The 23,047-nt window shown below is 69.1% G+C and carries 16 protein-coding genes and 1 pseudogene; 13 read left to right on the top strand and 4 right to left on the bottom strand.

Annotated features, from left to right (window positions below; genetic code table 11):
- Positions 1-130: 130 nt before the first annotated feature.
- The gene (locus IED13_RS18485; protein ID WP_191125041.1) at positions 131-730 is read right to left on the bottom strand and encodes a TRAP transporter small permease subunit; all 600 of its coding nucleotides are present in this window, start codon (positions 728-730) and stop codon (positions 131-133) included.
- Positions 731-1,021: 291 nt separating this feature from the next.
- Here IED13_RS18485 and IED13_RS18480 point away from each other — a divergent pair, with 291 nt between their 5' ends.
- A complete protein-coding gene (locus tag IED13_RS18480; RefSeq protein WP_191125040.1) occupies positions 1,022-1,810 on the top strand; it encodes a class II glutamine amidotransferase in 789 nt (262 codons plus the stop codon).
- Positions 1,811-1,888: 78 nt separating this feature from the next.
- On the opposite strand, the gene IED13_RS18475 is transcribed toward IED13_RS18480, so the two are convergent.
- Positions 1,889-2,113: a hypothetical protein gene (locus tag IED13_RS18475; protein ID WP_191125039.1), complete on the bottom strand. Its 225-nt coding sequence runs from the start codon at positions 2,111-2,113 to the stop codon at positions 1,889-1,891.
- 319 nt (positions 2,114-2,432) lie between these two features.
- On the opposite strand from IED13_RS18475, the gene IED13_RS18470 reads away from it, so the two are divergent.
- From IED13_RS18470 to IED13_RS18440, 8 genes and pseudogenes are all read left to right on the top strand, one after another.
- Positions 2,433-4,088, top strand: coding sequence for an acetolactate synthase large subunit (locus IED13_RS18470; protein WP_191125038.1), 1,656 nt, complete (start codon positions 2,433-2,435; stop codon positions 4,086-4,088).
- Between the two features lie 37 nt (positions 4,089-4,125).
- Positions 4,126-5,508 (top strand): aldehyde dehydrogenase family protein, encoded by a 1,383-nt coding sequence (locus IED13_RS18465; RefSeq protein ID WP_191125037.1) that lies wholly within the window; start codon positions 4,126-4,128, stop codon positions 5,506-5,508.
- 248 nt (positions 5,509-5,756) lie between these two features.
- Positions 5,757-6,545: pseudogene (gene efeU, locus IED13_RS28925) on the top strand (iron uptake transporter permease EfeU); the annotation flags it as partial.
- Positions 6,519-7,583, top strand: a complete 1,065-nt coding sequence (locus IED13_RS28920) for a cupredoxin domain-containing protein (RefSeq protein ID WP_260368386.1) — start codon at positions 6,519-6,521, stop codon at positions 7,581-7,583. The pseudogene efeU and the gene IED13_RS28920, both read left to right, overlap by 27 nt.
- Positions 7,580-8,914, top strand: coding sequence for an iron uptake transporter deferrochelatase/peroxidase subunit (efeB, locus tag IED13_RS18455; protein WP_260368370.1), 1,335 nt, complete (start codon positions 7,580-7,582; stop codon positions 8,912-8,914). The genes IED13_RS28920 and efeB overlap by 4 nt, the downstream gene beginning before the upstream one ends.
- A gap of 1 nt (position 8,915) precedes the next feature.
- The gene (gene efeO, locus IED13_RS18450) at positions 8,916-9,740 is read left to right on the top strand and encodes an iron uptake system protein EfeO (protein ID WP_133565959.1); all 825 of its coding nucleotides are present in this window, start codon (positions 8,916-8,918) and stop codon (positions 9,738-9,740) included.
- 116 nt (positions 9,741-9,856) lie between these two features.
- The gene (rocF, locus tag IED13_RS18445) at positions 9,857-10,837 is read left to right on the top strand and encodes an arginase (RefSeq protein WP_038366767.1); all 981 of its coding nucleotides are present in this window, start codon (positions 9,857-9,859) and stop codon (positions 10,835-10,837) included.
- Between the two features lie 87 nt (positions 10,838-10,924).
- A complete protein-coding gene (locus IED13_RS18440) occupies positions 10,925-12,070 on the top strand; it encodes a Gfo/Idh/MocA family protein (RefSeq protein WP_191125035.1) in 1,146 nt (381 codons plus the stop codon).
- Here IED13_RS18440 and IED13_RS18435 read toward each other — a convergent pair whose 3' ends face one another.
- Positions 12,071-13,084 (bottom strand): Gfo/Idh/MocA family protein, encoded by a 1,014-nt coding sequence (locus tag IED13_RS18435; RefSeq protein WP_191125079.1) that lies wholly within the window; start codon positions 13,082-13,084, stop codon positions 12,071-12,073.
- Between the two features lie 89 nt (positions 13,085-13,173).
- On the bottom strand, positions 13,174-14,769 hold the full coding sequence (ggt, locus tag IED13_RS18430) for a gamma-glutamyltransferase (RefSeq protein WP_191125034.1): 1,596 nt from the start codon (positions 14,767-14,769) through the stop codon (positions 13,174-13,176).
- Between the two features lie 218 nt (positions 14,770-14,987).
- Here ggt and IED13_RS18425 point away from each other — a divergent pair, with 218 nt between their 5' ends.
- Genes IED13_RS18425 through IED13_RS18410 form a run of 4 tightly spaced genes read left to right on the top strand, consistent with a single transcriptional unit; the run spans position 14,988 to position 22,975 of the window.
- On the top strand, positions 14,988-15,728 hold the full coding sequence (locus IED13_RS18425; protein ID WP_260368368.1) for a nucleotidyltransferase family protein: 741 nt from the start codon (positions 14,988-14,990) through the stop codon (positions 15,726-15,728).
- Complete coding sequence (addB, locus tag IED13_RS18420) at positions 15,721-18,828, top strand: double-strand break repair protein AddB (protein ID WP_191125033.1); 3,108 nt, start codon at positions 15,721-15,723, stop codon at positions 18,826-18,828. Before IED13_RS18425 ends, addB begins: the two co-directional genes overlap by 8 nt.
- Entirely contained in the window at positions 18,825-22,322 is a 3,498-nt protein-coding gene (gene addA / locus IED13_RS18415) for a double-strand break repair helicase AddA (RefSeq protein ID WP_191125032.1), read from the top strand. Before addB ends, addA begins: the two co-directional genes overlap by 4 nt.
- Positions 22,319-22,975, top strand: coding sequence for a DUF1345 domain-containing protein (locus IED13_RS18410; RefSeq protein ID WP_112763841.1), 657 nt, complete (start codon positions 22,319-22,321; stop codon positions 22,973-22,975). Before addA ends, IED13_RS18410 begins: the two co-directional genes overlap by 4 nt.
- The last annotated feature ends 72 nt before the right edge of the window (positions 22,976-23,047 follow it).

The following is a 23,047-nucleotide window of genomic DNA, read 5'->3' as shown; positions in this document are numbered from 1 at the left end:
CCGCCCGCCGCGAAGGCGTCGCCGGTGTGCAGGCTGAAGAAGGCGAGGACTGTGAGCGCGAGCAGCAGGCCGGCGGCGCGCGGAAGGCGAAGTGCGTGCATGGCGAGTTTCCGGACTTCTTGCGGGCCGCTCACGAAGCGAGGCCCTGTTCCTTGGCTTGATCGAGCAGGCGCTGGGCTTCCGCCTCCGCCGCGGCGGCGTGACCGGCAGCCACCTCCTGATCCTCGAGATCGCCGCGCATGATCGCGATCTGCTTGATGATCTCGGAGACGCCCTGGATCGTCAGCATCAGGAAGCCGACGATGACGAGGCCCTTCGCCGGCCATTGCGGCAGGCCGCCGGCCGAGAGCGACTGCTCGTTGATCTCGTAGGAGCGCAGGAAGAACGGCCAGGAATGGTAGACGATCAGCAGGCAGAACGGCATCAGGAAGAAGAGATGGCCGAGCAGCTCGATCCATTGCCGCACGCGCTTCGGCAGCATGCTGTTCACGATGTCGATGCGGATGTGCTCCTTCACCTGCATCGTCCAGGAAGCGCACATCAGGAAGACCGCGCCGAACAGCATCCATTGCAGTTCGAGCCAGGCATTCGACGAGACGTTGAAGACTTTGCGGATGATGGCGTTGACGGTCGCGACGATCACCGCCGCAAGGATCAGCCACGCGATTTTCCGGCCGATGAAGCCGTTGACCGCGTCGATCACGCGGCTGACTGCAAGAAGGCCCTTCACGTCCCCGCTCCCATCGAGATGCGCGCAGGCCCGGTCATGCTTCGCCCGTCTGCCGGTTATGCGCCGTTTACGTGCTGGGTATAGGAGCACATGCAGCGGCGCAAGACGGGGGACGCCTTATCCATTAGACGAAAGAAGCACGTGTCCGGGCGGGCTGCGAGAGGGTTCTGCAAGGCGCCCAGCTGCCGTCCTCACGGTCGCGGCGCCATGGCGGAGAATGATCATTATGTCGCCATTCATTTTTGAGGAATATTATTCTCGACCATCCGCCCCGGCCGATTCGAGCCCTTCATGTGCCGCTTCCTTGCCTATTCCGGCGTGCCCGTCTTTCTCGAGGACTTCATCGCCTCGCCCTGCCACTCGCTGATCCACCAGTCGCTCCATGCCGAGGAGGCCAAGACCGGCACGAATGGCGACGGCTTCGGCGTCGGCTGGTACGGGGAACGCTCCGAACCCGGGCAGTATCGCGAGGTCAGGCCGGCCTGGTCGGACGAGAACCTGCTCTCGATCGCGCGGCAGGTGCGCTCGCATCTGTTCTTCGCCCATGTCAGGGCCGCGACCGGCACGGCGACGACGCGCGCCAACTGCCACCCCTTCGTCCATGGCCGCCATCTCTTCATGCATAACGGCCAGATCGGCGGTTATGGCGCGATCCGTCGCAAGCTCGAGAACCTGATTCCGGACGCGCTCTACGGCGTGCGCGCCGGCACCACCGATTCCGAAGCGATCTTCCTGCTGGCGATGGGGCAGATGGCGCGCGGGCTCGCCGCCGGCGAGGCGCTGGCTGCGGCGCTTTCGACGGCGCTGTCCTTGATGGAGGAGGCCGGCACGCGCGAGCCGCTGCGCTGCGCGGCGGCCCTCGCCGATGGCGAGACCATCCATGCCGTGCGCTGGTCTTCCGACGACCGGCCGCCGAGCCTCTATGTCTGCCAGAAGGCCGACAGCGTCGTCATCGCCTCCGAGCCCGTCGATGCGGCGCGCGAATGCTGGCAGGCGCTGCCCTGCAACACGCTGGCCACGGTGCGGGGTGGCACGGTCAGCCTCACTCCCTTCGAGATCGCGCTACGCCAGGCGGCCTGATGCAGGGCCGTCCACGCGTCGCGGAATCGAAAAGGGACCGTGCGGGACGGCCCCTCTTCTGTTCTGCTCGACGAGCGCTCAGTTGTGGTGCGGCAACGTTCCGGCCGGAACGAAGGCCCGGGTCGGCTGCCCCTTGAAGTGCTCGTGATAGGCGAGATACTGGCTCTGCTCGGCCAGGGCGCGGTTATTTTGCGCCTGCTCATGTACGATGCTTTCCGCCCCGAGCTCGGCGGCATAGGCCGTAGAACCGGCTGCGGACAGCAGAAGCGCGGCGGCGACGGCAATAGTCTTGCGCGAAATCATGACAATCTCCTGTTCTTACGCCCACAAGCACCCAGCTAATTGTCGGAACCTGATTTCCAATGCCTCCGCGATTTCACTAGCATTCACGTCACCGTGAATGGCCGTCGTCGGCATGAATACAAGCGACGACTTGCCGCATTTACTTTTCTTCCTCTGTCAGGCGGCGGCCTCCGGGCCGCGCGAGTGCCTGGTCGGGGCCACGGCGCCCAGGCGGAAGCCGCCATGCGCGAGGCGCGCTCGTAACTCCGTGGTTGCCTTCCTACGTCGGGAGCCTAGCGTTGCTGACCTGGCAGGGCAGCTCGACGGAAAGGCGACGACGATGAAGAAGGGTTCCGATCTTCTGGTTGCGGCTTTGGAGAATGAAGGCGTCGACCGCGTTTTCGGCGTTCCGGGCGAGGAGAATCTCGATGTCGTCGAGTCCCTGCGCAAATCCAAGATCGAGCTGGTTCTGACGCGGCACGAACAGGCGGCGGCCTTCATGGCCGCGACCCATGGCAGGCTCACCGGCAAGCCCGGCGTCTGCATCGCGACGCTCGGTCCTGGTGCGCTCAACTTCTCGACCGGCGCGGCCTATGCCCATCTCGGCGCCATGCCGATGATCCTGATCACCGGGCAGAAGGCGATCATGACCGCCAAGCAGGCGCGCTTCCAGATCGTCGACGTCGTCGCCTCGATGCGCCCGCTGACCAAGATGACGCGCCAGATCGTCAGCCCGGCCAGCATCCCCTCCGTGGTGCGCGATGCCTTCCGCGTCGCGATGGAGGAGCGGCCGGGCCCGGTCCATCTCGAACTGCCGGAGGATGTGGCCGCCGAGGAGATCGACGACATCCCGCTCATCCCCGTCCATCCACTCGACCAGCCCGTCGCCCCGGCCGTCGCGCTCGACCGCGCGGCGCAGATGATCCTCGCGGCCAAGCGCCCGCTGGTGATGATCGGTGCCGCCGGCAACCGGCCGCGCCTAGTCGAGCCGCTCTCGGCCTTCGTGCGCAAGATCGGCGTGCCGTTCTTCAACACGCAGATGGGTAAGGGCGCCGTCACCGGCGGCTCCAACCTCTATCTGGGCACCGCTGCCCTGTCCGAGGGCGATTATGTCCATGAGGCCGTCGCCGCGGCGGACCTCATCATCGCGGTCGGCCACGACACGGTCGAGAAGCCGCCCTTCCTGATGCGCAGCGCTGGCGGGCCGAAGGTCATCCATGTCGGCTACCAATCGGCCAATGTCGAGCAGGTCTACCATCCCGATGCGGAGGTGATCGGCGACATCGGCGCGAGCGTCACGGCGCTCGGCGACAGGCTCGGCGGCAAGCTTCCGGAGCAGGCCAAAATGCTCGAGCTGCGCCAGCGCATCCTGACGAAGATCAACGACCGGGCCGAGGAGGACCGCTTCCCGGTCACGCCGCAGCGGCTCGTCCATGACGTGCGCGCGGTGATGCCGGAGGACGGCATCGTCTGCCTCGACAACGGCATGTACAAGATCTGGTTCGCGCGGAACTACCGCACCCATGTCGCCAACACGCTGCTGCTCGACAATGCGCTGGCGACGATGGGCGCCGGCCTGCCCTCGGCGATGATGGCGGCGATGCTGCATCCGCGCCGGCGCGTCATGGCCGTCTGCGGCGATGGCGGCTTCATGATGAATTCGCAGGAGATGGAGACGGCGGTGAGGCTCAAGCTCAACCTCGTCGTGCTCGTTCTCAATGACGGCGCCTATGGCATGATCCGCTGGAAGCAGGCCGTCGACAAATTCCCCGACTACGGCATGACCTTCGGCAATCCCGATTTCGTGCGTTACGCACAGGCCTATGGCGCCAAGGGCTCGCGCGTGACCTCGGCGGAAGCGCTGGTGCCGACGCTCGAAGCCGCGTTCAAGGGCGGCGGCGTCCATCTCGTCGACTGCCCGATCGACTATTCGGAGAACACCCGCGTCCTCGTCGAAGAACTGCGCAACCGCGTGCCCGACGTCGATCTGGCCTGAGCTTTCACATTCATCGCGTTTTTTGAAGGAGACGACCATGCTTCAGGTTGTTCAGGTTTATGACCGCGCGCCGATCACCGAGATCGAGACCGACGACGCAGCCGCTCTGGAACGCAAGCTCCAGGCCGCGCAGGCCGTCTTCAAGGACCGCGACAACTGGCTGAAGCCGCATCAGCGCATGGCGATCCTGCGCAAGCTCGCCGGGCTGCTCGAGGCGAAGCGCGACCATTTCGCGATGCAGATCGCCCGCGAGGGCGGCAAGCCGCTGCCGGACGCCATCGTCGAGGCCAATCGCGCTGTCGACGGCGTGAACAATGCCGCCGACGAATTGCGCAATTTCGCCGGCCGCGAGATCCCGATGGGGCTGTCCGCCGCGGCCGATGGCCGCTGGGCCTTCACCACCAAGGAGCCGATCGGCATCGTCGCGGCGATCTCGGCCTTCAACCATCCGCTCAACCTGATCGTCCATCAGGTCGCGCCGGCGATCGCGACCGGCTGCCCGGTCATCGTCAAGCCGGCCGGCACGACGCCACTTTCCTGCATCGACTTCGTCAGGCTGGTGCATGAGGCCGGGCTGCCCGAAGCCTGGTGCCAGACCTTCGTGCCGGCCGAGACCGCGCTGGCGGAAAAGCTCGCGACCGATCCGCGCATCGCCTTCCTCAGCTTCATCGGCTCGGCCAAGGTCGGCTGGTACCTGCATTCGAAGCTCGCGCCCGGCGCGCGCTCGGCGCTGGAGCATGGCGGCGTCGCGCCGGCGATCGTCGACAGGAGCGCCAATCTCGAGGCGATCATCGAGCCGATCGTGAAGGGCGGCTACTATCATGCCGGCCAGGTCTGCGTCTCGACGCAGCGCATCTATGTCCATGATTCCATCGTCAACGATTTCACCGAGCGCCTCGTCGCGCGGGTCAAGAAGCTGCGTACCGGCGATCCGACGCTCGGGGACACCGAGGTCGGCCCGCTGATCACGCCGAAGGAGGCGGACCGCGTCGCCGACTGGATCGACGAGGCGGTGAAGGGCGGCGCCAAGCTGCTCGCCGGCGGCAAGCGGCTCTCCGAGACGACGCTGGAGCCGACGGTGCTGGTCGATCCGGCGCCGGAAGCGCGCATCTCGCGCGAGGAAATCTTCGGGCCGGCCGTCGCGATCTATCGTTTCCGCGATCTCGACGACGCCATCGCCCGGGCCAATTCGCTGCCGGTCTCGTTCCAGTCCAGCATCTTCGCGCAGGATATCGATGTTGCGCTCCGGGCCGCCAACCGGCTCGACGCCTCGGCGGTGATGATCAACGACCCCACCACCTTCCGCACCGACTGGATGCCTTTCGCCGGCCGGCGCGTCTCGGGCTACGGCACGGGCGGCATCCCCTTCACCATGCACGACATGACGCAGGAGAAGATGATCCTGATGAAGCGGCGCTGAGGGGCCCCGGGGCCCGGCCGCCGCGGCTCCGCGGCGTCGCGACCACGCGGCGGGCATGCCTGCCGGGGAGGCCGCCACGGCTGCGACGCCAAGCTGTCGATTGTGGCAATAATGCAGTGATATCAGTAGTTTATTATGCTTCTAAACTGAACGGTTTTGGTTGACCGGCCGGTGCGGGATGCCTAGGCAACAGGGCATCTGCGCCGCGAACGGCATCGGCCGCGACGCGCAACCGGGCCTGGTTCGCCGTGATCGTACCGTTTCTCATCATGCTTCGCGAAGGCATCGAGGCCGCGCTGATCGTCGGCATCGTCGCGAGCTATCTGGTCAGGACCGGGCGGCGCGAATGGCTGCCGGCGCTGTGGGTCGGCGTCGGCCTCGCCTGCGCCGCGAGCCTGGTGGCCGGCGCGGCGCTCGACATCGTCGCGGGGGAATTGCCGCAGCGCGGGCAGGAGCTGTTCGAGGCCGTCATCGGCCTGATCGCCGCCGCCATGCTCGTTTCGATGGTGTTCTGGATGCGCAAGGCGGCGCGTTCGATCAAGGGCGAATTGCAGGCCGGCGTCGATGCGGCGCTTTCCGGCGAGCATCAGGGCTTCGCGCTGGTCGGCCTCGCCTTCCTCGCCGTGGTGCGCGAGGGGCTGGAATCGGTCTTCTTCCTGCTCGCCATCTTCCAGCAGAACGGAGGCTGGGGACCTGCGCTCGGCGCCGGGCTCGGCATCCTGCTCGCTGTCGCGGCCGGCTACGCCATCTATGCGCTTGGCGTGAAGCTCAATCTGCGCGTCTTCTTCCGCTGGACCGGCATCCTGATCCTGTTCGTCGCGGCCGGGCTGGTCGCGAATGCCGTGCGCTCGCTGCACGAGGCCGGGCTCTGGAACCATCTCCAGCAGAACGTCTACGATCTCGGCACGACCTTGCCGGCCGATGGTCCGCTGGGCGCAATCCTCTCCGGCTTCTTCGGCTATCAGGAGCGGGCCGCGCTCGGCGAGGTCATCGCCTATCTCGCCTTCCTGGTGCCGGCGCTCGTGCTTTTCCTCAGGGCGGGCGGCCAGGACCAGGCCACCACGGTGGCGCGCGCCGGAACCCGCCATTCGCCGCGCCTGAAGCTTGCCGGCGTCGCCACGCTGCTGCTGATCTGCGGCGGCATCAGTGCCTTCGTCTATGCCGCCGGCAACCGGCGCGCCGCCACGCCGGACAGGAACGAGATCGCCGTCGCCATCACCGACAAGAGCTGCGAGCCGGCAACGCTGACGGTCCCCGCCGGCAGGCTGAGCTTCGTCGTGACCAATCGCGGCGAACGCGTGCTGGAATGGGAAATCCTCGACGGCGTCATGGTGCTGGAGGAGCGCGAGAACATCGCGCCCGGCCAGTCGCGGCGTCTGACCACGCAGCTCCATCCCGGCGAGTACAGCATCACCTGCGGCCTGCTCAGCGCCCCGCGCGGCCGCCTGATCGTCCAGGCTTCGACGGCGCAGCCGCGGCCGGCGCTCACGCTGATGGACATGGTCGGCCCGGCCGCCGAATACCGCGCTGTCCTGAGCGAGCGCACGGCCGCGTTCGGCAGCGCGCTCGATGCCTTCGAGCAGGCACAGGCGGCGGGAGACGCACAGGCCGCGCGCGAGGCTCGCCGTGACGCCATGGCGCTCCTTCCGGTGCTGCGTCCCGCGACGGCGGGCGACGCGGAGCTCGATACGCTCTTCGCCAGGGTGCAAACCGCCCTTGCCGGCGATACAGCGGCCGTCCCCGCCGAGATCCGGCAGGCAGGCGAGGCTTTCCGCACGGCGCTCAGCCAGCGCACCGTGCTGCCCGATACCATGCTGGCCGGGGCGATCACGCTGTTGTCGCCGCAGGATGGCGAGACGAGCGCGCCCGAGGATGTCGCCGCCGCGAGTGCCATCGCGCGGCTGCTGCTGCCGCTGACGGCGCGCATCGACCCCGATCTGGCGGCGCGGACCGGGGCCGATCTTGCCGGCCTGCCGCGCGACGCCAAGCCGGGCGGCGCGACGCGGGCGCTGGCCGAGGACCTCGCGGCCATGCGCAAGGCGCTCGCCCTGCCCGAGACGGAGCGCAGATCGTGACGAAACCGGGCAAGGGCTTCGCCCCCTCGCGGCGTTCGCTGCTGACCGGCGGCGCGGCAACCATCGGCGGCGCCACGCTGGCGCAGGCGGCGCCTCAACCGGCCCAAAACCCGGCCGCAGCGCCCGAGAGCGACGCGACCGCCCAACGCCAGCCCTTCCACGGCCTGCACCAATCCGGCATCGTGACGCCGCGTCCCGCGACCGGTCTCGTCGCCGCCTTCGATGTCGCGGCCACCTCGCTCGACGAGCTCGACCGGCTCCTGCGCATTCTGACCGAGCGCATCGCCTTCCTGATGCAGGGCGGCCCGGCGCCTACCGCCGATCCCGGCTTTCCGCCGCCGGACAGCGGCATCCTCGGCCCGGTGATCGCGCCCGACAATCTCACCGTCACCGTCGCGCTCGGCGCCTCGCTCTTCGACGAACGCTTCGGCTTGAGCCCGCTGAAGCCGAAGCGCCTGCAGCGGATGAAGCGCTTTCCGAACGACGCGCTCGACGGCGCGCTCTGCCATGGCGATCTCCTGCTGCAGATCTGCTCGAACACCGCCGACACCAATATCCACGCGCTGCGCGACATCCTGAAGAACACGCCCGATCTGTTGCTGCTGCGCTGGAAGCAGGAAGGCAGCGTGCCGGTGCGCCAGGCCAGATCGACCGATGCGAGGCCGGGCGAACCGCCCGAAAGCGCGCGCAACCTGCTCGGCTTCCGCGACGGCACGGCCAATCCCGACACCACCGAGAAGGCGCTGATGGACCATCTCGTCTGGGTGCAGGAAGGCTCCGACGAGCCGGGCTGGGCAGCGCATGGCAGCTATCAGGTCGTGCGTATCATCCGCAATTTCGTCGAGCGCTGGGACCGCACCGCGCTCAGCGAGCAGCAGGACATCATGGGCCGCATGAAGGCATCGGGCGCGCCGATGGGCGGCAGCCGCGAATATGACGAGCCCGCCTATGCCGACGATCCCGAAGGCAAGCGCACCAGGCTCGACGCCCATATCCGGCTGGCCAATCCGCGCCGGCCGGAGACGGAACCGAGCCGCATGCTGCGCCGGCCGTTCAACTATTCCAACGGCGTCACCCGCGCCGGCCAGCTCGACATGGGGCTGCTCTTCATCTCGTTCCAGCAAGATCTGGAGCGCAGTTTCATCGCCGTGCAGAAGCGCCTCGATGGCGAGCCGCTCGAGGAATACATCAAGCCCGTCGGCGGCGGCTACTTCTTCGCGCTGCCCGGCGTGCCTGACGCTGGCAGCTATCTCGGCGCAGGCCTGATCCGGGCCGCGCGCGGCATCGTTCCCGCCGCGGCTTCGACTTCCCCCCGCAAGACAGGAGATTGATATGAGCTTGCGCTTCGCATGGCTGGCCGGCGCCAGCCTGATCGCCGCTGTGACCGCCGGATCGGCGCAGGCCGCCTCGCCGCTCGATCTCGTCGCACCCGTCGCCGCGTACAAGCTCTATGTCTCGCAAGGCGTCGACAAGCTGGTGAAGGACACCAAAGCCTTCACCGACGCGGTCAAGGCCGGCGACCTCGCCAAGGCCAAGGCCCTCTATGCGCCCACCCGCGTCTCCTACGAGATGATCGAGCCGGTCGCGGAATTGTTCAGCGATCTCGATGGCAAGATCGATTCGCGCGCCGACGATCACGAGAAGAAGGAGGAGGACCCGGAGTTCACCGGCTTCCACCGCATCGAATACGGGCTCTTCGCCAAGAACAGCACCGAGGGGCTTGGCCCCTTCGCCGACACGCTCATGGCCGACGTCACCGAGTTGCAGGGCCGCATCAAGGGGCTGACCGTTCCGCCGGACAAGATGGTCGGGGGCGCGGCGGCACTGATCGAGGAGGTTGCCGCGACCAAGGTCTCCGGCGAGGAGGATCGCTACAGCCACACCGATCTCTGGGACTTCCAGGCCAATGTCGACGGCGCCAAGACGATCGTCGACCTGCTGCGCCCGCTCGTCGTCAAGGACGACAAGGCGCTGTCCGAGAAGATCGACGCCAATTTCGCCACGGTCGACAGGACGCTGGCCAAATACAAGCTCCAGGACGGCGGCTTCGAGACCTATGACAAGCTGAGTGAGGCCGACCGCAAGGCGCTCGCCGCGACGATCACCACGCTCGCGGAAGACCTCGCCAAGCTCAAGGGCGTGCTCGGCCTCGGCTGAGCGCCCCCGACACAGAGCGGTCACGCTGGCGCGGCACTCGACAGGTGGAAGCCGATGCGCCAATGACGGCACATCGGCGTCATCGCCTTTCAAGCCACCATCAACGGACCGCCAGCATGACCGCCTCTTCCGCGAACGCACCCGCTTCCCAGGGCCGCATCGCCCTGCTCGGCGCGCCGATCGAGGTCGGTGCCTCCCGTCGCGGCGCGCTGATGGGCCCCGCCGGACTGCGCACCGCCGGGCTCACGCGCGTGCTGGAAGAGCTCGGCTACACCGTCGAGGATCATGGCGACATCCTGCCGCGCGACCTGACGCCCGTCGACGGTCCGGCGCCAGAGAACGCCCGCTTCTACCCTGAGATCGCCGCCTGGATGCGCGCGCTCAGCGCCCGCGCCTATGAGCTGGCGCGGACCGGCGCCACGCCGATCTTCCTCGGCGGCGACCACAGCCTGTCGATGGGCTCGGTCAATGGCGTCGCGCGGCACTGGCAGGAGCAGGGCCGCAAGCTCTTCGTGCTCTGGCTCGACGCCCATGCCGATTTCAACATGCCGGCGATCTCGCCCTCCGGAAACATGCACGGCATGTCCTCGGCCTTTCTCTGCGGCGAGGCCGGCCTCGACGATCTGCTCGGCACGGAACCCCGCGCCTCGATCACCCCGGCCCAGCTCAGCCTGTTCGGCATCCGCTCGGTCGATCCGCTCGAGAAGGCGGCCGTGAAGGCACGCGGCGTCGATGTCGCCGACATGCGCGCCATCGACGAGCATGGCGTGGGCGTGCTGATCCGCCAGGTCATCGAGAAGGTGCGCGCGGCCAACGGCGTGCTGCACGTCTCCTTCGACGTCGATTTCATCGACCCGCCGCTGGCGCCGGGCGTCGGCACCACCGTGCCGGGCGGGGCGACCTATCGCGAGGCGCATCTGGTGATGGAGCTGCTTCACGATTCCGGGCTGGTGCGCTCGATGGACATCGTCGAGCTCAACCCCTTCCTCGACGATCGCGGCCAGACGGCGCGTCTCGCCGTCGAGCTGGCGGGCAGCCTGTTCGGCCAGCAGATCACCGACCGCCAGACGCCGTCCAACGCGATCGGCGCGGCCTGAAGTCGCGCTTTCGCGAAAGCCGATCTTCATTCTTGGATGGCATAGCCTGTTCCGCCGGCTGCGAGGCTGGCGGAACGGGACTGCATCATGAAGATCGCGCTCGTCGGCACGGGCTTCGTCGCCGACTATTACATGACGACGCTTGCGAACCACCCGGCACTGTCGCTTGCCGGCGTCTGGGATCGCGACGGCGCGCGTCTCGAAGCCTTCCGCAGCTTCCACAATGTCCCGGCCTATCCCGATCTCGACGCGCTGCTGGCCGACCCCTCGGTCGGCATCGTCGTCAACCTGACGACGCCCGAAAGCCATTACGAGATCACCCATCGCGCGCTGGCTGCCGGCAAGCATGTCTATTGCGAGAAGCCGCTCGCCATGGAGCTGGCGCAAGCCGAGGCGCTGATCTCGCAGGCGCAAGGCTCCGGGCTGACACTGGCGACGGCCCCTGCCAACGGGCTCAGCGACGCGCATCGCCTTGTCGATGAGACGCTGCGTGCGGGGCGTATCGGCGCGCCCCGGCTGGTCTATGCCGCCATGGAGGACGGGCCGGTCTTCCGCGACAATTGGGCTCGCTGGCGCTCGCGCTCGGGTGCGCCCTGGCCGGGGCTGCACGAGTTCGAGATCGGCTGCACGCTGGAGCATGCCGGCTACGCGCTCTCCTGGCTGGTCACGTTGTTCGGCCCGGTCGAGAGCCTGACCGCCTTCTCCGCCGTGACATTTCCGGACAAGGGGCCGGGCACCGGGCATATCGCGATGGCGCCGGATTTCTCGGTCGGCTGCCTGAGCTTCCATTCCGGCGTCGTGGCGAGGCTGACGAACGGGCTCGCCGCGCCGCGCGACCGGTCATTGCAGATCTTCGCGGAAAAGGGCTCGCTCACGGTGCGCGACCTCTGGGACAACCGCTCCACCGTCCATGTCGAGGAAACCGACGCGCCGCGCCCGCTGCTCGGCCGCCTCTTGACCCGCGCCGAGGCGAAGCTCGGGCGCGCCTTGCCCTGGAAGCCGACGCCCGGCCGGCGCCTGCCCTATCCGGCGCAGGCAGCGAGCAAGGCCCTGCCGAACTTCCCCTCGCAGATCGATTTCATGCGCGGCATCGCCGACCAGGCCGAGGCGATCGCTCGCGGAGAGGCGCCACGCTTCTCCGGCGCTCTGGCGCTGCACATCACGGAACTCGCGCTGGCCCTGAACAGTGCGCGCGACCTGCCGCAGCCTTATCGGGTGAGATCGCGTTTCTGATCAGCCGCGCCCTGCCGGCGGCTGGGCCAGCACGGTTTCGATGATGCGCAGCACCGCCGCGCTTTCCGAGAGCGGCATCGTCGCGCAACGCGTCTCCCCGGCCCGAACCGCAGCCATCACCGCCTCCGCCTGGAATTGCAGGCCGTGACCGGGAAAGGCGAAAACCTCGCTGCGGCGTCCGGCCTTCGGAATGCGGTCGAGGAAGCGCGTCGCGAGGCCTTGTCCGCGCTCATAGACCGCTGAAGCCCGAACGGGATCGCTGACGAAGCTCAGGCGCTGCGCCTTCAGAAACGGGGTTTCGATCAGCAGCGCCCCTCGCGTGCCTTCGATCAGGAAACGATTGGTGCCGTTGCGGTCGAAGCCGCAGGAGAGCTCGGCCACGGCCTGCGGATAGTCGAGCCTGAATTCGCTGCGCAGATCGACGCCGCTCGCCGCCGCAAGCCAGCGCCCGCTGACGGCCTGCGGCTCGCCGAGCAGATGCAGCACCAGCGACAGGGGATAGACGCCGAGATCGAAGGCCGCGCCGCCGCCTAGGACCGGATCGAAGAAGCGGCTGCCCGGCTCCTGCGGATGGGCATAGGAGAGATCCGCGCGAATGCGCCTGACGTCTCCGATCCGCCCTGCCGCGAGCTGTTCGCGGACCGCGCGCACCGCCGGCAGGAAGCGGCTCCACAGCGCCTCCATGGCGAAGACGCCGCGCTCGCGTGAAGCCTGCGCGATCGCCTCGACATCGCCGCTCTTCAGCGCGATCGGCTTCTCGATCAGCACCGGCTTGCCGGCGGCGATGACCTTCAGCGCCTGCGCGGCATGGAGATGGTTCGGCGTCGCGATATAGACCGCTGCGACGGCCGGATCGGCGAGAAAGGCTGTTTCGTCGTCATAGGCCGTCGCACTGAGGCGGTCGGCGAAGGCTTGCGCCTTGTCCTGCGAGCGCGAATGAACGGCCGCGATGCGTGCCTGCGGCAGCAGGCCGAGATCGGCGGCGAAGAGCCCGGCGATGGCGCCGGTGCCCATGATTCCCCAGCCGAATGACCGTTCCTGCGCCACGCGCCCCTCCGTCGCTGTCGCCAGCGATAGCGGGCGCGCGGTTAAGGGTGCGTTCCTCAGACCGCCAGCGCCATGCCGTCCTTGCGGTGGTCGGAGGCGCCGAACATCACGCCGCGGGCGTGATCGACCCAGATCGCCTGGCAGCCGCCGAGCGGCTCCTCGGCCCAGACCACGTCATGGCCGCGTGCCTTGAGATCGGCCGCGACGCTTTCGGGGATCGTCGGCTCCAGCGAGAGCTTGCCGTCATAGGCGAAGCTGCGGGCCGCATCGGATGCCTGCTGCGGATCGAGGCCGCGATCGAGAATGCCGGAGATGAAATGGGCGTGGCCGGTCGACTGGTACTGACCGCCCATCACGCCGAAAGGCATCACCGCACGACCACCCTTGGCGAGCATGCCGGGGATGATGGTGTGGAAGGGGCGCTTGCGCGGCGCGATGGCGTTGGGATGGCCCTCGATCAGGCGGAAGCCCGAGCCGCGGTTCTGCAGCATGACGCCGGATTTTTCCGCATAGATGCCGCTGCCGAAAGCCGAGAACAGCGAGTTGATGAAGGAGATCATGTTGCCGTCGCCGTCGACGACGCAGAGATAGATCGTGTCCTTGTGCAAGGGCATGTCGAAGGCTTCAGGCTTCGCCGCCTTCTCCAGGCTGATCTGCGCCCGCAGCCGGCCGACGAATGCGTCGGACAGGAACGCCTCGGTGTCGAAGGGGCTCGCAGCCGGATCGGCGACCAGCGCGTCGCGCTGGCGATAGGCCGCCTTGCTGGCCTCCGCGAGGAGATGGATGCGATCGGCCTCGCCGAGCTTGCCGTCCTTGAGATCGAAGCCGTCGAGGATGCGCGCGATCAGCAGCGCCGCGATGCCCTGGCCGTTCGGCGGGCACTCCCAGAGATGGTGGTCGCGATAAGCGGCGCCGATCGGATCGACATAGTCCGGCTTCGCGGTGGCGAAATCCTCGACCGCCATCAGGCTGCCGGCCTGGTTCAGCACGGCGACCATCTCCTCGGCGGCCTCGCCCTCATAGAAGGCGGCACGGCCTTCGCGGGCGATGCGGCGCAGCATCCTGCCGAGAGCGGGGTGGACCATCTTGTCGCCCGTCATCGGCGCTTTGCCGCCGGGCAGGTAGACGGCATTGCCGAGGCCGTGCTTCTCGATGCGGCCGCGATAGCGGTTCCAGTCGAGCGAGACGCGCGGCGTCACCACGAAGCCCTCCTCGGCGGCGCGGATCGCCGCAGCGAAGATCTCGTCGAGGCTCTTGCTGCCGTGATCGGCGTTGAGGCGGCACCAGGCGTCGATCGCGCCCGGCACGGTGACGGCATGAGGCGAATCCGGCGCGATCGCGGTCAGGCCCTGGCCGAGGAACCAGCCGAGCTCGGCCTTGGCGGGCGCGCGGCCCGAGCCGTTGATGGCGACCATCTTGCCGCCGGCCGGGGCATAGATCGCGAAGCAGTCGCCGCCGATGCCGGTCATATGCGGATCGACCACCGCCTGCACCGCGACCGCCGCGATGGCCGCGTCGACGGCGTTGCCGCCGGCGCGCAGGATGTCGACGGCCGCGAGCGTCGCCGCCGGATGCGAGGTCGCCGCCATGCCGCGCTCGCCGACCGCCACCGAACGGCCCGGCACCATGAAATCGCGATTGCCCCAGCTCATATCCCGCTCCATCCGTTCCCGGTGCCGATTCCGGCATCCTCGTTTCGGGCAAGGCTTTGACCGCAGAAACCGGCGCTGACAATCCCGCGCCGCGCATGGCCGGCATGGTTCCGCGGTGCCGGCAGGAGCGAGCGCCGCCGGGCCGGGACCCGCGGCAGGGACGGTGTGGTCTGCGGCCTTGTCTGCTAGCTTCGGTCGACGAACAGGGAGAGATTCGCGTGACCAAACCCGCTACGCCGCCGATCCGCCGGGCCATGGTGCTCGCAGCGGGCCTCGGCCAGCGCATGCGCCCGATCACCGATACGCTGCCGAAGCCGCTGGTGAGGATCGGCGGGCGAGCCATGCTGGACCATATGCTCGACCGGCTGGCCGATGCGGGCGTCGAGGACGCGGTGGTCAACGTCCACCACCTCGCCGGCCAGGTCGAGGCGCATCTCGCCGCCCGGCAGCAGCCGCGCATCACCATCTCCGACGAGCGCGCCGAACTGCTCGAGACCGGCGGCGGCGTGAAGAAGGCGCTACCCCTGTTCGGCACGACGCCGTTCTTCCACACCAATTCCGATGCGCTCTGGCGCGAGACGGGCCGGCCGGCGCTCCCGGCGATGGCGCGGAGCTGGGACCCGGAGCGCATGGACATCCTGCTGCTGCTCGCCGATCTCGAAACCAGTCTCGGCTTCGACGGTGCGGGCGACTTCTTCCGCGGCGCGGACGGGCGCCTGACACGCCGTGGTTCGGCCGCGCGCGCGCCATGGGTCTATGCCGGCGTCGCCATTCTGAAGCCCGGGCTCTTTGCCGACACGCCCGATGGTCCGTTCTCGCTCAACCTGCTCTTCGACCGTGCCATCGCGCAGGGCCGCCTCTTCGGCGAGGTGCTGGAAGGCCGCTGGCTCCATGTCGGCACGCCCGACGCGATCGCGCCGGCCGAGGCCGCGCTCGCCGCCCAGCCTGTCGATGCCTGAGCTCAACCTGTTCAACATCCCGGCCGGCGCGCCGTTTCTGGAGGTGCTGGCCGGGGCGATGGTCGAGGGCCGCTTCGGCCCGGTCTACGACCCGGCCGATCCCGCCGCCATGGCGCGCGCGACGCTCTATCTGCCGACGCGCCGCGCCGCCCGCGCCTTCACCGCGATCCTGGCGGGCAGGCTCGGCGGCAGGCCGTTGCTCCTGCCCCGCATCGTCCCGCTCGGCGATGTCGACGAGGCCGAGACGGCGCTGATCGGCTCCGGCGCCTGGGCGGGCGAGCGCGTCGCGCCGATCGAGCCGCTGACGCGCCGCATGCTGCTGACCAGGCTGGTCGATGCCTGGGGCCGCAGCGCCAATCGCAGCCATCTCCGGCTCGACCCGTCCGAGCCGTCATTGGTGCCGGCGACGCTGGCCGAGGCCTATGGGCTGGCCGGCGATCTCGCCGCCCTGCTCGACCAGATGCAGACCGAGGGCGTGCCTGTCGAACGGCTGGGCAAGCTCGATGCCGCGCGCTTCGACAAGGTCTGGCAGCTCAATGCCGGCTTCCTCGGCATTCTCGGCGAGGCCTGGCCGCAGATCCTTGCCGAACTGGACGCTTGCGATCCCGCCGACTTCCGCAACCGGATGCTGGCGGCCGAACGCGAGCGGCTTCTCGCGGGCGAAGCGAAGGGGCCGATCATCGCCGCCGGTTCGACCGGCACCGTGCCCGCGACGGCGGAACTGCTCACGGCCATTGCCCGGCTGCCGAACGGGGCCGTGGTGCTGCCCGGCATCGACCTCGGGCTCGACGAGCGGAGCTGGACGGCGATCGAGGCCGAGCCGGCCCCATCCCACCCGCAAGCCGCGCTGCACCGCCTGATGGAGGTGCTTCAGGCGACGCGCGCCGATGTGCGCGAGCTCGCCGTGCCCGATGCCGCCCGCAGCGCCCGTGCCGACCTCGTAGGTGAGGCGACGTTGCCCGCCTCGGTCACCGAGCTCTGGTCCGATCTCGGCCGACGCGTGCCGCAGGATATGGCCGAGGCTGCCTTCGATGGCCTGCGCATCGTCGAGGCGGCGGATGAGCGCGAGGAGGCGCTGGCCGTGGCGCTGGCGCTGCGCGAGACATTGGAGCAGCCGGGGAGCCATGCGGCACTGGTGACGCCGGACCGGGGCCTTGCCGAGCGCGTCGCGGTCGAGCTGAGGCGCTGGGGCGTCGAGGTCGACGATTCCGCCGGCCTGCCGCTCGGCCGCTGGCCCGCGGGCGCGCTGCTGCGGCAGATCCTGGAGGCGGCGCTGGCGCAGATGACGCCGGCGACGCTGGTGCCCTTGCTCGCCCACCCGCTCTGTCGGTTGGGCTTGAGCCGCGAGGCGGTCGCGCGTGGCGCGGCGGCGCTGGAGATCGGCACCTGGCGCGGCAATGCGGTCGGCAAGGGGCTCGCCGGCCTCAATGTCGCGCTCGACCAATGGGACGAATTGCGCAAGGACCGGCACGTGCCCGGCCCGCAGGCGCGGCTGACGGTGGAGGATCGTGCCGCTGCCGCCACGCTGCTGCACGCCGTCGAGCGGGCGAGCGCGCCCCTGCTCGAAGCCCTGTTTCTCGAAGAGCCGTCGCTTGCCCGCGTGGTTCGGGCGGCCCGCGAGGCCGTCACCGCCTTCAGTGCGGGCGAAGCCGGTCAACCGCTCGCCTTTGTCGGGCCGGATGGCGAGGCGCTCTCCGGGCTGTTCGACGAGCTGGTTGCTGCCGAAACCGTGATGCCGCCGGGCGGCCGGGCCCAGGATTTCGTCGCGATCCTCGACGGCTTGCTGGGCGAGCGCGCAGTCGCGCGCAAGGCGCCGGGCCATCCGCGCGTCGCCATCTGGGGCTTGCTCGAGGCGCGCCTGCTCGAAGCCGACCATATCGTGCTGGGTGGGCTGAACGAGACGGTCTGGCCGCCGCAGACCACGACCGATTCCTTCATCAACCGCCCGATGCGCGCCGAGCTCGGCCTGACGCCGCCGGAGCGCCGCATCGGCCAGACGGCGCATGACTTCATCCAGGCGCTGATGGCGCCGACCGTCACGCTGACGCGCCCGCGCAAGGCAGGGGAGGCGGAAACCATCGCCTCGCGCTTTTGGCAGCGCCTGCAGGCCGTGGCGCCGGCGGAGATCTGGAAAGCCGCCGTTGAGCGAGGCGATCGGTTGCGCGGCTTCGCTGCCCTGCTCAGCGCGCCGGCGGCTGCGAAGCCCGTGGCGCGCCCGGCGCCGCGCCCGCCGCGCGAATGGCAGCCGCTGTCGCTCAGCGTCACCGAAGTCGAGACGCTCTATCGCGACCCCTATCAGATCCATGCCCGCAAGATCCTGAAGCTCGATGCGCTCGATCAGCTGATCGAGGACCCGACCGCGCAGGATCGCGGCAAGCTGCTGCACGGCATCGTCGAGGACTTCACCAGGACCTATCCCGAGCAATTGCCGGCCGATGCCTTGGGGCAGGTCGTCGCCATCGGCAACCGCCTGTTCCAGGCTTATGACGACGTGCCCGAGGTGCGCGCCTTCTGGTGGCCGCGCTTCCTGCTGACGGCAGGCCACTTCGTCCGCTGGGAGGAGCGCCGCCGCGGCGAGATCGCCCGCATCGGGGTCGAACTCGGCACCGGCGCGAGCTTTTCGCTGGCCGATGGCAGCGAGTTCCGCCTGCATGGCCGCGCCGACCGTATCGAATTGACCCGCGAGCCGAGCCTGCGCATCGTCGATTTCAAGACCGGCGCACCGCCGAGCAAGGCGCAGGTGGAAAAGGGCTTCGCCCCCCAGCTCACGCTCGAAGCCGAACTTGCCGCCCGCGCCGGCTTCAAGGGGTTGGCCGGCCCGACGCCGGTCTCAGGCCTGCTCTACATGAAGCTGCATCACGATCCGAAGGGCTGGGCCAAGGACAAGCCGCTCGATTTCGACGGCGAGCCGCTGGCGGATGTCGCAGCCCGGCACCTCGACAACCTGCTGAAGCATCTCGACGCGCTGCGCTCCGGCCGCGAGGCCTATGTCTCGCGCCGCGCGCCGGACTATATCCGCTACGCCAGCCCCTACGATCATCTCGCCCGGGTCAAGGAATGGTCGGCCGCTCCCGGCGGAGACGAAGGGGGCGAACCATGAAGCCGGGCTGGATCGTTCCGCCGCTGACCAATCAGAGGCAGGCGCGGGCCGCCGATCCCGGCCTCTCCGCCTGGGTCTCGGCCAATGCCGGCTCCGGCAAGACCCATGTGCTGGTCAACCGGGTGCTGCGCTTGCTGCTCGACGGCGTCCCGCCCGGCCGGATGCTGTGCATCACCTATACCAAGGCGGCGGCCGCCAACATGGCGAACCGCATCTTCAAGGCGCTCGGCAACTGGGCGACGCTCGACCCGGAAGCCTTGCGCCGGGAGCTGACGCGACTGACCGGGCGCATGCCGGCCATGGCCGAGCAGGCCAAGGCGCGCCGCCTTTTCGCCGAGTCGCTGGAGACGCCGGGGGGCTTGCGGATCGAGACGATCCACGCCTTCTGCACCCGCGTGCTCCAGGCGGCGCCTTTCGAGGCGAACGTGCCGCCGCGCTTCGAGGTCGCGGATGATCTCGCCCAGGCGCAGATGCTGCGCGAGGCGCGGCGCGAATTGCTCGCGCTCGTCGCGGCCAATCCGCAAGGGCCGGAGGCGACGGCGCTCGACCTGCTGGCGCGGCTCGCGGCGCAGGACTCATTCGAGAGCATGGTACAGGAGGCGCTGCGCCAGCGCGCTTTGTTCAGCGATGCGAACGGCCGTGCCCGTGATCCGCAGGAGATGCGCGCCGGCATCGCCGCCTTCCTCGGCATCGCGCCCGATCTCACAGCCGATGCGGTCAAGGCCGCTTTTCGCTCGGAATTCACCGCGCTGCCCGGCCTGCAGGCGCTGATCGAGGCGCTCGCCGCCGGCAGCAAGACCCGGCAGGATTTCGCCGCGACCTTGCGCGCGCTGCTCGCCGGGCAGGATGATGGCGACCCTGTCGCCTTTTGCCGGCGCGGCTTCATCACCGCGGAAGGGACGATCAACAGCAATGTGCGTGGGCGGGGCAACTCCGCCTTCGACGGCGCCTTGCTCGCGACGCTCGATGCGCTGGCGGATTGTCTGCTGACGGCGTCCGACCGGCTGAACGCGATCGCCATCCGCGACCGCAGCGCGGCGCTCGCCTTGCTGGTGACGCGCATGCTGGCTTCCTACCAACGCCAGAAAAGCCTGCGCTCGCTGCTCGACTATGACGACCTGATCGCGCGGACGCGCTCGCTGCTGGAGCGGGTCGAGGCCGCCTGGGTGCTCTACAAGCTCGATGCCGGCATCGACCACATCCTGCTCGACGAGGCGCAGGACACCGGCGAGGCGCAATGGGCGATCCTGCGCAAGCTCGCCGAGGAGTTCACCAGCGGCGGCGATCTCCGGCTGAAGCCGCGCACCATCTTCGTCGTCGGCGACGAGAAGCAGTCGATCTACGGCTTCCAGGGAGCCGCGCCCGCCGCCTTCGGTGAGGAGAGGCGCGCATTGGAAAGGCGGATCGAGGCCGCGCAGCTGGATTTCGAGGCGATCAGCCTCAACACCTCCTTCCGCTCGGCGCCGGACATCATGCAGGCGGTCGATGCCGTCTTCGCCGTGCCCGAGCATGCGCGCGGCCTCGTCTTCGACGGCGCGGCGCGGCCGGAAACGCATGACACGGTGCGCCGCAGCGCGCCCGGCACGGTCGATATCTGGCCGCTCGCCGCCAACGATACGGGCGAGCCGCCCGACGCCTGGACCACCCCGGTCGATGCGCCCGAGCGCCGCAGCGGCACGGTCAAGCTCGCCGAGCGCATCGCCCGCACCTTGCAGCGCTGGCATCGCGACCGCCGCGACGATCGCGGCAACCCGTTCAAGGCCGGCGACGTGATGATCCTGCTGCGCCAGCGCGGCGCCTTGTTCGAGGCGATCGTCAAGGCGCTGAAGGATGCCGATGTTCCTGTCGCGGGCCGCGACCGGCTGACGCTGGCCGAGCATCCGGCGGTAGAGGATCTCGTCGTCCTCGGCCGCGCTTTGTTGCTGCCGGACGACGACCTCACTCTGGCGACCGCGCTCAAGACGCCGCTGATCGATCTGAACGACGACGATCTCCTGCGCCTCGCCCCCGGCCGCAAGGGTTCCTTGCGCGCCGCCTTGCAGGAGGCCGCCGGAACCGAGCCGCGCTATGCCGCCGTGGAAGCGAAGCTGATCCACTGGACCCGTGAGGCCGGGCGTTGTGGCCCCTTCCGCTTCTTCGCCGATCTGCTCGGCCCCGGCGGCGGGCGCAATCTCGCTCTGGCGCGACTGGGCGCCGAGGCCGGCGATGCGCTCGATGCCTTCCTCAACGCCGCGCTCGACCATGAGCGGCGCTACGGCCCCTCGCTCGCGGGCTTCCTCCAGCATGTCAGCGGCAGCGCCGCCGATGTGAAGCGCGACCTCTCGGCCAGCGCCGGCGAGGTGCGCGTCATGACCGTGCACGGCTCGAAGGGGCTGGAGGCGAAGATCGTCATCCTCGCCGATCTCGGTCCCGAGCCCGGCGCCAAGCGCCTGCCGAAGATCATGGCCGTTCCGGCACCGGGCGGCTCTCTCGTGCCGATCTGGCCGCCGGCCAGCGCCGAGGACATCGCCGCGACGGCTGGCGCCAAGGCGGTCGTGGTGGCGCAGATGGTCGAGGAGCATCACCGCCTGCTCTATGTCGCGATGACCCGCGCCGAGGACCGGCTGATCGTCTGTGCCGCGCAAGCCAAGGGCGAGGCGCCGGAGGGAAGCTGGTATGCGATGATCTCTGAGGGGCTCGCAGCCTCCGAGGCCGGCCTGCGCGAGATCGGGGAGGGGGATGAGGCGATCCTGCGCTTCACCGTGACGCCGCCGGCGCTTCCGGAGGATGAACCCGAACCGCCCCCCGCTCCGGCAGGGCTTGCGCCCCCCGATTGGCTGGCGCGCCCGGTCGTGCGGGAGGCCGAGCCGGCCCCGCCGCTGAAGCCGTCCGGCGCGCTCGCCGCCGCCGATCGCGAGGAGCGTCCGGGCGATGGGCCGTTCCTGGCCGAGGCCGCTGCGGCCGGCCGGCTGGCGCATCTCCTGCTCCAACTCCTGCCCGATGTCCCGGCCGAGCGCCGCGCTGCAACAGCCGAAGCGCTGGCGCAGGCGCGCGGCGGCGCGCTGCCGCCCGAGCGCCGCGCCCGTCTCGCCGCCGACGCCTTGCGCCTGCTGGCGGTGCCCGACCTCGCTGCGCTCTTCACCGAGGGGGCGCTGGCGGAGGTTCCGGTCGCCGGCATGATCCGGCTTCCGGGCGGGATCGAGCGGGTCGTTTCGGGCCGGATCGACCGGCTGGCGATAACGCCCGACAGCGTGATCGTCGCCGATTTCAAGACGACGGCGAACCCGCCGCGCGGCACCGAGGCGATTCCGGCCGGCACGCTGGCCCAGCTTGCTGCCTATGCCGCGCTGTTGGCGGATATCTATCCCGGCCGGCAGGTGCGGGCGCTGGTGGTCTATACGGCGAACCTCGCCTGCTTCGAGTTTTCCGCTGAGCGCCTCGCGGCGGCGCTCGCGACCTTGGCCGGGGCGGCGCCGGACGCTACGGTCGAGTTCCCTGCTGGATCCCGCCCATGAAACTCCTGCCGTCGCTGCTCCTGCGTCCACGACTTCTGGTGGCATTGGCCGCGGGGGCCGGGCTCACCGTCCTGCTGCCCGGCGACTGGCGCTGGGCGACGCGATTGCTGATCGCCTGGGATGTCGGTACGGTCCTCTATCTCGTTCTGCTCGCCTCGACCATGTTCACCGAGAGCGTCGATGAAATCCGGGCGCGGGCCGAGCGGCAGGACGAGGGCGCCTTCGCGATTCTCATCATCGCCTGCCTTGCGGCGAGCGCGAGCCTGGTCGCCATCGTGCTTCAGCTCACCGGCATCGGGGCGGTGCCGGCGCCGGATCGCGGCCTGCATCTGGCGCTCGGCGGGGCCACGATCCTGTGTTCGTGGACGCTGCTGCATGCGTTCTTCGCCCTGCACTATGCCAGCATCTATTATCGCGGCGGCAAGACCACGCCCTGCCTCGGCTTCCCGGGCAAGGGCGACCCGGACTACATCGATTTCCTGTATTTCTCCTACACGATCGGCTGCACCTCGCAGACCTCCGATGTCGGCGTGACCACGCGCGAGGCGCGGGCCGTCGTGCTGCTGCACTCCGTCCTGACCTTCATCTTCAATACGTCGATCCTGGCGATGGCGATCAATGTCGGGGCAAGCCTGGTTTCGGGGGGATCGTGACGCGTCAGCCTCGCCTCTGCCCTGCGATGCACGCGTCTTGACCGAAGGGGCGGTCGTTCATAGCTTCGCTGC

The sequence above is a fragment of the Allobosea spartocytisi genome, from assembly GCF_014764685.1.
Classification (GTDB): domain Bacteria; phylum Pseudomonadota; class Alphaproteobacteria; order Rhizobiales; family Beijerinckiaceae; genus Allobosea; species Allobosea spartocytisi.
The sequence above is the reverse complement of the archived record's forward strand: the minus strand, read 5'-3'. Positions and strand labels throughout refer to the sequence as shown.